General features: G+C 43.0%; 9 protein-coding genes. 7 read left to right on the top strand and 2 right to left on the bottom strand.

The window, feature by feature from the left end; genetic code table 11:
• The first annotated feature begins 95 nt into the window (after window positions 1-95).
• A complete protein-coding gene (locus PQG45_RS09945) occupies window positions 96-1,895 on the top strand; it encodes a family 16 glycoside hydrolase (protein ID WP_316070803.1) in 1,800 nt (599 codons plus the stop codon).
• A gap of 4 nt (window positions 1,896-1,899) precedes the next feature.
• Window positions 1,900-3,747, top strand: coding sequence for a hypothetical protein (locus PQG45_RS09940; protein WP_316070802.1), 1,848 nt, complete (start codon window positions 1,900-1,902; stop codon window positions 3,745-3,747).
• A 51-nt stretch (window positions 3,748-3,798) separates the two neighbouring features.
• On the opposite strand, the gene PQG45_RS09935 is transcribed toward PQG45_RS09940, so the two are convergent.
• Entirely contained in the window at window positions 3,799-4,176 is a 378-nt protein-coding gene (locus PQG45_RS09935) for a DUF1573 domain-containing protein (protein WP_315576989.1), read from the bottom strand.
• Between the two features lie 164 nt (window positions 4,177-4,340).
• Here PQG45_RS09935 and PQG45_RS09930 point away from each other — a divergent pair, with 164 nt between their 5' ends.
• The 4 genes from PQG45_RS09930 to nuoK are packed head-to-tail and all read left to right on the top strand — an operon-like array spanning window position 4,341 to window position 8,880.
• The gene (locus PQG45_RS09930) at window positions 4,341-6,749 is read left to right on the top strand and encodes an alpha-ketoacid dehydrogenase subunit alpha/beta (RefSeq protein WP_315576990.1); all 2,409 of its coding nucleotides are present in this window, start codon (window positions 4,341-4,343) and stop codon (window positions 6,747-6,749) included.
• A 1-nt stretch (window position 6,750) separates the two neighbouring features.
• Window positions 6,751-8,067 (top strand): 4Fe-4S binding protein, encoded by a 1,317-nt coding sequence (locus PQG45_RS09925; RefSeq protein ID WP_316070801.1) that lies wholly within the window; start codon window positions 6,751-6,753, stop codon window positions 8,065-8,067.
• 5 nt (window positions 8,068-8,072) lie between these two features.
• Window positions 8,073-8,582 carry an NADH-quinone oxidoreductase subunit J family protein gene (locus PQG45_RS09920; RefSeq protein WP_315576992.1) on the top strand — a complete coding sequence of 170 codons (510 nt, stop codon included), beginning with the start codon at window positions 8,073-8,075 and terminating at the stop codon, window positions 8,580-8,582.
• The gene (nuoK, locus tag PQG45_RS09915) at window positions 8,575-8,880 is read left to right on the top strand and encodes an NADH-quinone oxidoreductase subunit NuoK (RefSeq protein WP_315576993.1); all 306 of its coding nucleotides are present in this window, start codon (window positions 8,575-8,577) and stop codon (window positions 8,878-8,880) included. The genes PQG45_RS09920 and nuoK overlap by 8 nt, the downstream gene beginning before the upstream one ends.
• Here the strand turns inward: nuoK and uvrC are convergent.
• Window positions 8,877-10,694, bottom strand: coding sequence for an excinuclease ABC subunit UvrC (gene uvrC, locus PQG45_RS09910; protein ID WP_315576994.1), 1,818 nt, complete (start codon window positions 10,692-10,694; stop codon window positions 8,877-8,879). The genes nuoK and uvrC overlap by 4 nt on opposite strands.
• A 520-nt stretch (window positions 10,695-11,214) precedes the next feature.
• Here uvrC and PQG45_RS09905 point away from each other — a divergent pair.
• Window positions 11,215-14,451 carry a SusC/RagA family TonB-linked outer membrane protein gene (locus PQG45_RS09905; protein ID WP_315576995.1) on the top strand — a complete coding sequence of 1,079 codons (3,237 nt, stop codon included), beginning with the start codon at window positions 11,215-11,217 and terminating at the stop codon, window positions 14,449-14,451.
• Window positions 14,452-14,463 lie beyond the last annotated feature (12 nt).

Below are 14,463 nucleotides of genomic sequence, written 5' to 3'. Positions count from 1 at the left end.
TCTTGGGAAATATGCTACGAGTATCCTGTTTGTGCCGATGAAATTGTTCATAATATTTTGTTAGATTTGCTTGAAGAACCTATTTAACTAAGCTTATGCGCAACATACTATTGCTCACGCTGTTGTCTTGGACTTGTTTTGGCCAACAACAGGTGAATCTCAAAGATTTGGCTGCTTTTCAGCATCCAAGTAACAATTGGACCATCGAGGGCGCCGTTCAGGCTGCTTATGCGGATACCTCCTTGCAAGTTGCAACGGGCCAAGGTGTATTAGTCAACACCCTTCGCAATGGTAAATACAAACGAACAGATGATTTGACTTTCGCATTTTCACATGGAGATATTCATTTGATGTTTGACTTCATGCTACCTAAAAAAGGGAATTCGGGCGTTTATTTACAGGGACGTTACGAAGTTCAATTGGCGGATTCATGGACCAAGAAACAATTGAATTACGGAGATTGTGGAGGTATTTATGAGCGCTGGGATGATGCGCGAGGCAAGGGGAAGGAAGGATTTGAAGGCTATGCGCCGATGCAGAATGCATCCAAAGCCCCCGGCTTGTGGCAGAGTATGGAAATCGATTTTCAAGCGCCTCGTTTCGATTCGAATGGTAAGAAAATCCAAAATGCCGTATTCAAAAAAGTTGTGCTTAATGGCATTTTAATTCACGAGAATATTGAAGTTTTGGGCGTTACACGCGGCGCTGTATCCTTGCAAGAAGTGGCCTCGGCACCTATTTTAATACAAGGGGATCATACACAGGTGGCATTTAAAAACATTCGCTATGAGACATATGACAAGCCTTCAGTACGTATGGGTCAGGTTTCATACGATTATTATACAGGCAAATTCACAGAGCCGATTATCGGAGCTGCAAAGCCCATCAAATCAGGGAAATTAGATAAATTGACCTACAAGGTCATCCAGGATAAAAACGACTATTTAATTCATTACCAAGCAGAATTAGATGTTCCTGAAGCCGATAGCTATGAGTTTCAATCGTATTGGACAGGGTCAGGTGTTGTCAAAGTAGATGGCAAGGAATTGAATCAAGGCGCACACTGGTATTCAGAAATGGTATCAACTCAAACGCAATTGACGGCTGGTAAGCACCGTTTGGAAGTTATTCATGTGAAGGATTTTCCATGGGGGCCTCAGGCTTTGGGCTTATTTGTGAAGCGAATCGGTTCTCATCCCGTTGCCTTGCACGACCGAACTTCTTTATTAGATCCAGAAGCTGTAGGCATGATTGAGGTTAAAGCAAATGCAGAACCCGTTTTTCAGCGCTCATTTGCCATGCATCAGGGAAAGAAAAAGACGCATGTGATTCATGTGGGCGATCCTTCAGGCATGCATTATTCATACGATTTAAAACAGGGAGCCATGCTTCAAGTCTGGCGTGGGCCGTTCTTAAATGCAACCCAAATGTGGGAAGACAGGGGTGAGCCACAGACATCGGAGCCTTTGGGCGTAACAGTTGCTTTGGATGGTCAATTTCCTTTGGTGATGGATCATCAAGTACAGGCGGATTCAACGGAGTTAGTTTATAAGGGTTTTCGCTTAAAAGATGGCCGACCGATTTTCATGTACCAATGGCCTGCGGCAAATGTCTCCATCGAGGATTATATCCGTCCGAATGCAGCGGGAACGGGGTTAGAAAGAACCTTGTCGTTTAAGTCGGCAAGTGCAATGCAATCTGCTGCCGAGCTTGTTTTGGGAAATAGTTTTCACGGAATTTCAGCGATTAACACCAAATTAATCGGCCTGCAAGGGCAATCCTATTTTGTGCAATGGGATGGCCGTTCGGGTGCCGTTTTGAGTCCCAAACAAGGCTTGAAGCAACAACGCATTCCGGTGCAAGGAAATGGAATTTCATATCAATTGATCTGGTAAACCGATGAAAAATAGACAAATGACAATCGCATTATTGCTTCTTTCGTTTTTTGCTTTGGCTCAGAAACCTGCGCTTAAAACAGAACAAGATTATTACGAAATCAAGACGCTACCAATTCCCAAAGAAATTTATTTGGAGGTAGGAGGTTTGGCTACCATGCCAGATGGCAGAATCGCCGTGAGTACGCGTCGTGGTGAGATTTGGATCATCGAAAACCCGTATCAAAAAACCAATCATCAGGTACATTACAAGCGTTTTGCATCAGGTATGCACGAGGTGCTCGGATTAGCTTATCGGGATGGTGCCTTTTACTGCTCACAACGCGGAGAGTTAACTAAGATTACGGATACAGATCGTGACGGGGTGGCGGATTTATATGAGCCGATTTACCAATTTGATATTTCAGGTAATTACCATGAGTATACATATGGCCCTGTTTTTGATAAAAATGGAGATATGTTGGTGACACTCAATCTAGCTTGGGTTGGATTTGGCGAAGGTAAATTTGCCAAATGGCGTGGCTGGTTGGTGAAAATCCACCCAGATGGCACTTTAGAGCCATTTGCAGCAGGATTGCGTTCGCCGGCGGGTTATAGCATCAATGATCAAGGGGATATTTTTTATGGTGAAAACCAAGGAGACTGGGTGGGCTCAGGCCGTGTGACGCATTTGGCGAAGGGTGATTTTGCGGGTAATCCGGGTGGCTTAAAATGGGCCAAAGAACCTAACAGTCCTTTCCGATTGACATTGGAGGAAATTCAGGATAATGGTGCACCCATGTACGAAGCTGCGGCAAAAGTTAAGAACTTAAAACTACCTGCAGTTTGGTTTCCACATGCAATCATGGGGATTTCTACTTCGGATATTATCCAAGACACAACGCGTGGTAAATTCAGCCCTTTCCCTGGGCAATATTTCGTAGCCGATCAAGGTCAATCCAAGGTGATGCGCATGGGCTTGGAAAAGGTGAATGGCGTTTATCAAGGCTTTTGTATCAATTACCGCGAAGGATTTCAGTCGGGGATTTTACGGGAGCGATTTGGTTTGGATGGGTCAATGTTTGTTGGGATGACATCGCGTGGCTGGGGATCAACGGGCAAGGATGAATTCGGTTTACAGCGTTTGTTGTGGAACGGTCAAATGCCTTTTGAAATTCAGGATATTCAGGCGAAATCAGATGGATTTGAAATCAACTTTACGCAAGCGGTTGATGTTGCTTCAGTCAAAAAAGCCGCATCTTATGCTTTGCGTTCGTATATCTATAAATACCAACATCAATATGGAAGCCCAATCATTGAATTAAAGAATTTGAAGATTTCGGCGGTAGAAGTTTCAGCGGACAAACGTAAGGTGCGCCTGGTGATCGAAGGACTTCGTCAGTATTTTATCCATGAATTTAAGTTGGAAGGCATTCGCAACGAAGCAGGTGAACCCTTGTTACATGAAACAGCTTATTACACGCTGAATCAGATTCCTGCAGGGAGTAAATTAGCAGTTCAAGCGACAAATCGATTAGAGGAGGCGGTGGTGGTGAAGGCCGTTGCGGTGAAGCCAACTAAAAAAGCAACGGTGATTTCGGATGCGGAGGCGATGGCCTTATTGAAAAAGCATACGTGTTTAGCGTGCCATGCCAAAGAGGCGAAAGTAGTAGGTCCCTCTTATGCCGATATCGCCAAACGGAATTATACGGATAAGCAGATTCTTGCGTTAGTTTATAAACCGAATCCGCAGAACTGGCCAGATTATGCCACGGAGATGGCTCCGATGAGCCATGTGCCTGCGGGGGATGTATTGAAGATCGCATCTTGGATTAATGGACTTCGAAACAAAGCGTTATTAAATCATGACTAAAAAAAAGGGAGGTTCGATGAACCTCCCTTTTTTTATGAACAAAATCCCAACCTATTTTTTTGGTTGAACGGTACCTTGAATGAATAATTGGATTTGCTGAACTTCTCCGTTATTCACGACGGTGATTGATTTATTAAAGTTTCCTGGTCGGCCTGTTGAGTTATAAGAAGCCGTAACCTTACCTGTTTTTCCTGGCATGATGGGCTCACGAGTCCATTCTGGCGTAGTACAACCACAAGAAGGTTGAACATTCGAGATAACTACCGGTGTTTTTCCTGTATTTGTGAATTCAAAGCTATAAGTAGCTTGTGTTCCTTCAACGATTTTGCCGAAATCATGTTTTTCCGACTTGAATTTGATTGCACCCTGAGCGTTAGATTGGAAAGCGAATCCAATGATGAGCGCTAACACGCTTAAAAATTTCTTCATGGTTATGATTTATTTGGTTTACTACTTGAGCAAATCTAAAACAATGTGGAGATTCGGCAAAAGAATTGCCTCTGTTTTTTTGTGAAATAAATAGCGCTGCTTTTATTCGGCTAATTTATTTTGTTGTATTTTTACACGTTAAATTTACCAGGAAACCGTTGGCTTTGCATTATATCTTTTCAGATCCTGACATTTCATTTGATCCTGCCAAGGTGTTAGATGATTACCGCTTGGCTGCTTTAAGTAGAGCCTGTAGCTTGCTAGTTCGCAAAGAAGTATTTTCAGGAAGAGCAAAATTTGGTATTTATGGGGATGGTAAGGAATTGTGTCAACTCGCATTAGCGAATTCGATGCAAGCAGGGGATTATGTTTCAGGCTATTACCGGGATCAAACCATTGGTGTCGCGATCGGTGATTTAACTTGGCCACAATATTTTGCCCAATTATACGGGCATCCCGATATACAATTCGACCCTCATTCGGGTGGTCGGCAAATGAATAATCATCACGCAACACGCTGGTTGGACGATTCAGGGGAATGGTTGGATCAAACGATCCGCTATAATTCTGTTGCAGGAATATCTTCCACTGCGGGCCAAGCTCCACGTGCTTTGGGCATTGCTTATGCCTCTAAATTATACCGGGAACGGACAGATTTAGCTGAGCATGCGGCCCTATTTTCGAAGGGTGGGCAAGAGGTATGTTTTACAACGATTGGAGATGCGTCTACCTCGGAAGGGATGTATTTGGAGTGTATCAATGCGGCAGGCGTTTTACAAGTGCCGATTGTTTTCTCTGTTTGGGATGATGGTTATGGGATTTCGGTTCCGATTGAATACCAAACGACAAAATCATCAATTTCGAAGGCCTTAGCTGGATATCAGCGGACGGAAACGGAAAAAGGTTTAGAGATTATCCAGGTCAAAGCTTGGGATTATCCAGGATTGATTGCAGCCTATCAAAAAGCGGCTAAACTAGCGCGGGAAGAAATGGTGCCGTGTTTAGTACATGTGATTGAATGTACGCAACCGCAAGGCCATTCGGCATCGGGTTCGCATGAGCGATATAAGTCGGCTGATCGCCTGCAATTTGAACAGGAAGCAGATTGCAATCTACATTTTCATGCGTGGATTCTTTCAAAAGGTTTTGCTTCGGAGGAGGAGTTGAAAGCCATAGATGACGAGTCGACAATATTAGCCAGAAAGTATCAGAAAGAAGCTTTTGCTGCTTACATGGCTGCGATTGAAGTAGATAAAAAGTCATTTTTACGCATTGCTAAAAATCTATATGATTCGACCAATGAACCAGGTTTATTAGAACCTATTTTGGCTGAATTAAATGAATTGCAATATCCAATTTTCAGCGATTTAGTTCGTGCAGGTCGCAAGGCTTTGCGCGAGTTCCGGTTTTTCCAAGGGCCCGCTGTTAAGTTGTTACGTAAGTGGTTGGCCGAGTTAGAAGCGCGCAATCATCGCCGATTCAGTTCTCACCAAATGAGCGAGTCAAAGGATAGTCCTTTGTTGATTCAAGAGGTCAAGGCGACTTATGAAAAAGAGCCTAGCCTAGTCGATGGTCGGGAGATTTTGAACAAAAGCTTTGCCAAATTCTTAGAGGATCCGCGTGTATTTATCTTAGGAGAAGATGTGGGTAAGATTGGCGATGTCAATCAAACCTTAGCGGGTTTACAGGATAAGTTTGGCCCCTTAAAAGTAACGGATACGGGTATTCGTGAAATCAGTATTGTGGGGCAGGGGATAGGAGCTTCGATGCGTGGTTTGCGTCCCATTGTTGAGATTCAATATTTAGATTACATATTCTATCCATTCGCCATTCTATCTGACGATTGGGCGTGTTTGCATTACCGCACGGCGGGTGGGCAAAAGGCGCCTATGATTGTTCGTACGCGTGGACATCGTTTGGAGGGTATTTGGCATTCAGGTAGTCCGATGGCCGTTTTGTTGAATGGTCTACGCGGAGTTCATTTTTGTGTGCCTCGAAACATGACGCAAGCTGCCGGTATGTACCGCACCTTACTGGCCGGCGATGATCCGGGCTTAGTCGTGGAGTGCTTGAATGGTTATCGCTTGAAAGAACCGATGCCAACCAATTTAGAGGAGATTGTTGTGCCATTAGGCGTTCCTGAAATCTTGCGAGAGGGGAATGATTTGACGGTTGTAACCTATGGTTCGATGTGTCGGATTGTCATGGAAGCAGCAGAGGCATTGGCGGAGATGGGTATATCTGTGGAAGTAATTGATGTGCAGACCTTATTGCCATTTGATCGCTTTCACCATATTTTAACGTCGATTCAAAAGACACATCGCGTCTTATTTGCGGATGAAGATATGCCTGGAGGCGCATCTGCGTACATGATGCAAGAGGTTTTGGATAAACAAGGTGCATTCACGTGGTTGGACAGTCCAGCACGTTGTTTGGCAGCGCGTCCACACCGTCCCGCATATAGTTCGGATGGGGATTATTTCTCGAAACCGAATGTGGAAAATGTTGTTGATACCGTATATGAAATGATGCGGGAATCAGATCCTTCCTTATTCCCAGCTATTTATTTTTAGGATGTCTACGCTAGGTAACTATTTCAAGGAAATTTTCGAGGTGGTTCAAAGCACCCGAAAGGGCATGGCTTTGACTTGGAAGCATGCTTGGGATGCTCGTAAGCAGCGGACTGTCCATCAGATTCAAGATGCGGGATATTTTCAGCAGTCCGAAGGAATTGTGACTTTGGAATACCCTTCATTACAGATTCCAACATCCGTTAATGGTCGCTATCAGTTGCACAATGAAATGGACGATTGCATCGTCTGTGATAAATGTGTAAAGGTTTGCCCAGTTGATTGTATTGATATCGAGCCGATAAAAGCAACGGGTTTGGTTGGGCATGCATCGGATGGCTCACCCATTCGCTTATATGCAGCCAAATTTGACATTGATATGTCAAAATGTTGTTTCTGTGGGTTGTGTACAACGGTCTGTCCGACGGAGTGTTTGACGATGACATCGGAGTATGATTTCTCTGTGTTTGATGTCAAAGAACATAACTTTGCTTTTGCGAACTTGACCGCTGAAGAGGCGGATGAGAAACGGAAATTATATGAGCAATTTGTGGCGGAGAAAGCGGCAATGAAGGAGGCAGCTAGTCAACAGTCGTCAGTCACTAGTCAAGAGTCGTCAGTCACTAGTCAACAGTCGCTAGTCACTAGTCAAGTGTCGTCAGTCGCAAGTCCGAAGTTCGAAGGTCCAACGTCCAACGACCAAAGTCTACCGTCTAAACCTAAGCCTGCGTTCAAGCCGAGCTTCAAGAAAGTCGCTAGTCAAGAGAGTAGTCCGGAGGAAAATAGTCCGAAGTCCGAAGGTGTACTAAGTCCGGAGGAAAATAGTCCGAAGCCCGAAGGTGTAGTAAGTCCGGAGGAAAATAATCGGGAGTCCGAAGGTCCAATGTCCAACGACCAAAGTCTAACGTCTAAACCCAAGCCTGCGTTCAAGCCGAGCTTCAAGAAAGTCGCAAGTCAAGAGAGTAGTCTGGAGGAAAATAGTCCGAAGTCCGAAGGTGAAGTAAGTCCGGAGGAAAATAGTCCGAAGTCCGAAGGTGTAGTAAGTCCGGAGGGAAATAGTCCGAAGTCCGAAGGTCCAATGTCCAACGACCAAAGTCTAACGTCTAAACCCAAGCCTGCGTTTAAGCCGAGCTTCAAGAAAGTCGCAAGTCAAGAGAGTAGTTCGGAGGAAAATAGTCCCAAGTCCGAAGGTCCAACGTCCAACGACCAAAGTCTAACGTCTAATAGTCTACCGTCTAAACCCAAGCCCGCGTTCAAGCCGAGCTTTAAGCCGAAGGCTAATCCAAAGCCCGATGCTGAAGAATTCAACGATAATCCATAATTGAAATGACACCAATTGTTTGTGCTTTCTTGGCTTTGGTATGCATAACCTGCGGAAGTGCGTTGCTAATGCTTTGGACAAAGAATATTTTGCATGCGGCTTTAGCGATGTTTATGACGATGCTCGGGCTTGCCGGACTATACGTGTTGGCTTATGCTGATATCATGGCTGTTTCTCATTTAATGATTTATGTGGGCGGTGTGTTAATCTTGATTCTTTTTGGAATCATGTTGACTAACCAAAAAGCTAGAGGGGATAAAGATCAAAACAATTTAGTGACAGAGGAATCATCACGGCTTTGGCCTGTATGCATAGGCTTAGCTACTTTTGTTGGCTTGGTCCTTATTTTAATGCGGGGAAATTTCGGTGGAATGGAAATTGCCGATTCAAATTCCAAATTGAGTTTTGTCGGAATTTCTTTATTAACGGATTATGCCATGCCATTTGAATTGGTTGGCATTTATTTATTGATTGCCTTGATCGGCGCTACCTATATCGCGAAGCAAGATGAATGAAATTCCTTTAGTTCTGTTTCTTTGGGCGGGCGCGTTTTTGTTCGCCATCGGCTTTAGCATGTTGATTCTAAAGCGTAATGCCATTTTTGTGTTGATGGGGGTTGAGTTGATGTTGAATGCGGCCAACTTGAATTTGATTGCTTTTTCGCGACAAGATGCTTCGAGTCAAGGATTGTTATTGGGTATTTTCGTGTTGGTGGTAGGTGTTTGTGAAATGGCTGTGGCTTTGGCATTAGTAATTCAGGCTTATAGACAATTTCAGCACATTGATTTAGGCCGATTTAAATCTCGAAACTAGGCTTTTTCATCCAGCCAAATTTTAATTTGTTTTCGGAGCATCGGCGTTTTGGCTTTTCCTGCTACCTTTTCTAATTCCTCAACGGGCGCATCATACATTTGGCGAATCGTACCGAAATGTTTCAAGAGCTTTTGTGCCGTAAGTTTACCAATGCCTTCTAGTTCTTCAAGTTGACTAACCAAAAAGTTTTTACTTCGTCGATTGCGATGTGCCGTAATGCCAAATCGGTGTGCCTCGTCACGCAGTTGTTGGATCAATTTTAGCGACTCTGATTTTTTATCTATATATACAGGTAGGCTGTCCTCTGGAAAATAGATTTCTTCGAGTCTTTTGGCAATGCCGATGATTGGGATTTGTCCATAGAGTCCAATTGCTTTCAAAGCATCACACGCAGCGCTTAGCTGGCCTTTCCCTCCATCGACAATAATCAAGTCGGGCAATTCTGCTTCTTCTTCTAAGAGGCGCGTATAGCGGCGGGTGATTACTTCGTGCATCGTGGCGAAGTCGTCGGGGCCTTCGACGGTTCTCGGGGTGAATAAACGATATTCTTTTTTCGCGGCTTGGGCTTGAATGAAACAAACCATGGCCGAGACCGGATTGGTTCCTTGTAGGTTGGAGTTATCGAAACATTCGATGCGTTTAGGTAATTGCGTCAGGCGTAAGTCATTTTTTAATTTGAGCATGACGCGCATTTTTCGGTCGCCCCCGCTTTCTTCTGCTGCTTTCCGGTCGGCCTTCTCTTTCCGGAAGTACAAAACGTTTTTGAGCGACATATCCAAAAGCTTTTTCTTATCACCCATTTGTGGGATGGTATTTTTGGCTCCCTGAAATTCAATCGCCATCGGGATATTAGTTAAGATCTCTTTGGCCTCGCTGTGAAACTGTTCCCGTTTTTCCCAGATCAACATCGTAAGAAGATCGGATTCATCTTCATTCAGTTTTTTCTTGACCTCCCAAGTTTGGGATTGCAGGATAGTTCCATTGATTACCTTCATGAAATTGATGTAGGCCAAAGCCTCGTCGGAGACCATGGTGAAAACATCCACATCATGAATCGCTGGGTTAACGACCGTTGATTTGGCTTGAAAGTTTTCGAGTAGTTCCCATTTCTCTTTCCATTCTTGTGCTTCCTCGAAGGCCATGCGTGCGGAGGCTTGTTGCATGCGTTCGAAAAAGAGACTCTTGGGTTTTTGATAATTCCCTTTGAGAATGTTGGTAATCTGTTCAATGTATATTTGGTAGTCGGATTCGTTTTGAAGTCCTTCACAAGGTCCTTTGCAATTACCGATGTGGTATTCTAGGCAGACCTTGAATTTCCCTTGTTCAATGTTGGCAGGTTTTAACGCGAGCGTACATGTACGAATCGGGTAGAGCTGGTGGACCATTTCGAGTAGCCCATTCATGGCCTTAGGATTTGCAAAGGGGCCAAAGAAAGTTCCGATGGCATGATCGATGCGTCGCATGGTGATCAGGCGGGGGAAGTGCTCATTTGTCAGGCAAATGAAAGGATATGTTTTATCATCACGCAGCAGGATGTTGTATTTGGGTTGAAACTGCTTAATGAGCGTATTTTCTAATAAGAGTGCATCAAATTCCGAATGCACGATCGTGAATTCGATTTTTTGAATTTGTTGGACGAGGCGCCTCGTCTTGGTATTGTGGTTTTGGATACTCGTAAAATAGCTACTGACGCGGTTCTTGAGATTCTTGGCTTTGCCTATGTAGATGATGGTGTCATTTTCGTCGAAATAGCGATATACGCCCGGTTGATCTGGGAGTGTAGGTAATATGCTTTTGGGGTCGAAATTTGACATAAGCCAAAATTAGGGATAAATCGGGAAATCAATTTGGATTTTTTGGACAATTGTAAATTTTAGACAAAGCGCAGGTTATGGACTGTTTGTAGGACTATTAATCGATTTGGTCGCAGGATTTGTAATCGTTTACAATCCATTTTTTCGAATTTTTGAATTTTCTAATGTATTTATATGATAATATAAGGGGCTCAAAAGGCCATTTTGCGGAATAAATGACATTTTTGCTTTAAAAAGTGAAAAAATATCAAGGAAATGTTTGCAAGAGTTCATCGGTTTATACATATTTGAAAGCTAGGAACAGCATAGAACAGTTGTGATATTGTATGATTCCGATAAAATGGAAGTTTGACTTCTAAACCTATTTATTGTATTATTTTAAGAAGAACTTTTAAACCTATTTTAACTTATACATCTTAAACCTATTTATTAAACTTAAAAAGAAAGGAGACCCATTATTGTAACAAAAACTGGATTAACAATTATTAAATCTTATTTAGAAAACTAATTAAAACGTATTATGAAAAACAATTTTTACCAAAGTCTTCGAAGCTTCTTATTGCTCGCGATTGTGATGCTAGGGAGTTTTTCGTCATTTGCGCAGGATCGTAAGGTAACTGGTAAAGTTACGGATGCGAACGCTGAAGGTATTCCAGGTGTAAGTGTTGCTGTTAAAGGAACAAACACGGGAGCTACTACAGATGCTAATGGTGCATTTACGGTTACAGTAAAATCGGGTAACGCTGTCTTGACAATTTCAGCAGTAGGTTACAAAACAAAATCTGTTTCAGTGGGATCTCAATCTTCTATCGCTGTTTCTTTAGATGAAGATGTAAGCCAATTGAGCGAAGTAATCGTAACAGGTTACTCAGTAACAAACAAGAAGGAGTCTACAGCGGCAGCTTCGATCGTTAAAGCGGCAGATTTGCAAATTGCACCAACGGGTAACGTTGAGCAAATGTTGCAAGGTCGTGTATCAGGGGTAACTTTGATCACAAACGGTCAGCCGGGAACTAACTCAATCATTCGTGTACGTGGTTTTGGTGCCTTTGGTGGTAACGAGCCATTATACGTAGTGGATGGGGTTCCAGTAGGTTCTACCGATTTCTTATCTCCAGATGATATCGAGTCAACAACTGTATTGAAAGATGCGGCTGCTGCTTCTATCTATGGTGCTCGTGCTGCCAATGGTGTAATCGTATATACGACTAAGCAAGGTTCACGTGGTAAGAAAGGTTTGAGCATTACATATAATGGAATGTATGGTGCTACTGATCCCAACGTAGCTGGTGCTCCAAAAATGTTGACTCCACAAGAGCAAGCAGATTGGACACACGTTGCATACCGTAACAATGCTGCGGCTAACGGAACTGCGGTTTCTTATTCGCATCCACAATACGGTTCATCTGCACAAGCTGTTATTCCTACTTATTTGCATGCAAATGGCGCGAACGGAGTTAATAACGTTGACTTGGCTGCAATCACAGCTGCACGTGCTGCAAATCCAGAAAATGTATTTTTGATTAAAGCTAACAAGGCAGGAACGAACTGGTATGATGAGATTACTCGTTTAGGAGCAACTCAACGTCACTCATTAGGTTTCTCAGGCGGTACTGAGACGGGCCGTTTCTACTTAGGATTGTCAGGTCAGCAACAAGACGGTATCTTGATTCAAAATGATTTCAAGCGTTATTCTGCACGTTTTAACTCAGAATTTAGCTTAGGCAAAAAAGTGAAAATCGGAGAGAACTTACAGTTTACTTACCGTTCCGTTCGTGGTCAAGCAGGTGGTAATAATGGTTTAGGTGTTGCAGGTGATGAGTCAGTAATCTTGTCTGCTTACCGTATGCCAACGGTTATACCTGTATTTGATGAGTTTGGTGCTTATGCATCTACGAAAGCTGCTGGTTTTAACAACCCACGTAATCCAGTTCGTCAAATTGTTCGTAACAACTCGAATGATAACAACTACAATGCAAATGCAGTAGGAAATATCTATGTTGATTATGAGCCAATCAAAGACTTGACATTGCGTACAAGTATTGGTGGTCAATACAACGCTTCTGCTTACAAGAACTACAATTACCGTTATTTGGGAGATTCAGAGCCAGAAGCTTCGAACTCATTCTCAGAAGGTCAAGCGTATTCTTTTGCTTGGGTAATGACAAATACAGCAAACTACAAATACCAATGGAGAAAACATGGTGTTAAATTATTAGCTGGTTTAGAGGCATTGAATACAGGAGCAGGTCGTTCGATCAATGGTTCAGGTATCAATCCTTTCTCAATGGACTTGGATTTCGTAACGATGAGCTCGGTACAATCTCCAGTAGTTAACTCTAACTTATACTCAGGTGTGAATTTCTATTCAGTATTCGGTAAGTTAGATTACAACTTCAACGAGAAATATTATTTCACGGGTGTTGTTCGTCGTGACGGATCATCTCGTTTCGGTTCTGAGAATCGTTACGGTATCTTCCCTGCATTCTCTGCAGCTTGGCGTGTGACTTCGGAAGAATTCATGAAGGATCTTCCTGCAATCACAGATTTGAAAATCCGTGGTGGATGGGGTACAATGGGTAACTCAAACAACGTAGACCCAGCTAACCAGTACTCTTTATATGCTGCTAACCGTGGAAACTCTTTCTATCCAATCGATGGTCAATCATCAGGAGCGAATGAAGGATATTATCGTTCACGTATCGGTAACCCAGCTGCGAAGTGGGAGACTGCTGTAACATCTAACTTAGGTATTGATGCTACCTTGTTAAACGGTAAGTGGGAAGTTGTATTTGATATCTGGAGAAAAGATACAGAGGATTTGTTATTCAACGTGCCACTTCCGGCTGTTGTTGGATCTGCAGCTTCTGCACCATCAGTTAACGTAGCAAAAATGCGTAACCAAGGTATCGATATGCAAATCATCAATCGTGGTAATTTGACTTCAGACATCAAGTATGATTTGACATTTAACAACTCATTCTTGAAAAACGAAATTGTAGCTTTCGCGCCAGGTATCACGAACTTAGTTGGTGGTGCATTCCGTGGAATTACGCCAATTCGTATGGAAGTAGGTCGTTCTTTATCTTCATTCTATGGTTACCAAGTAATGGGATACTTCAACTCAGCTGCTGAGGTTGCTTCTGCTCCAGAACAATCAGGTAAAGGAGTTGGTCGTTTCCGTTATGCGGATATCAACGGAGATGGCAAGATCACTCCTGCTGACCGTACTTACTTAGGTTCTCCGGTACCAACTTACACAGGTGGTGTGAACGTAGGTTTGACTTACAAGGATTTTGATTTGAACATGTATGTTTATGCTTCAGCTGGTAACAAAATTTGGAACCAATCGAAGTGGTTTACTGATTTCTACGGAACTTTCGAAGGATCAGGAAAAGGTGTACGTGCGAAAAACTCTTGGACTCCAGCATTGGGTAACGCTGCTGAAGCACCAATTTGGGAATCAGCATCAAACATCTCTACATCAGCTGCTGAGAACTCTTGGTACGTAGAAGATGGTGATTACATCCGTTTACAAAATATCTCTTTAGGATACAAACTTCCTAAAAACGTTATTTCGAAAATCGGTGTTAAGAATGCTAAGTTGACATTATCGGCTAACAACTTGTTTACTTTAACGAAGTACAAGGGATTAGATCCAGGTGTTGGTGGAGCAGCTGATACAAGCTTTGGTATCGACGTAGGTAACTACCCTGTTACGCGTTCATTCAATGCTTCGATCAACTTGAATTTCTAATTTAGCGAAAGC

The organism is Aquirufa regiilacus (assembly GCF_032470275.1).
Lineage (GTDB): Bacteria > Bacteroidota > Bacteroidia > Cytophagales > Spirosomataceae > Aquirufa > Aquirufa regiilacus.
The sequence above is the reverse complement of the archived record's forward strand: the minus strand, read 5'-3'. Positions and strand labels throughout refer to the sequence as shown.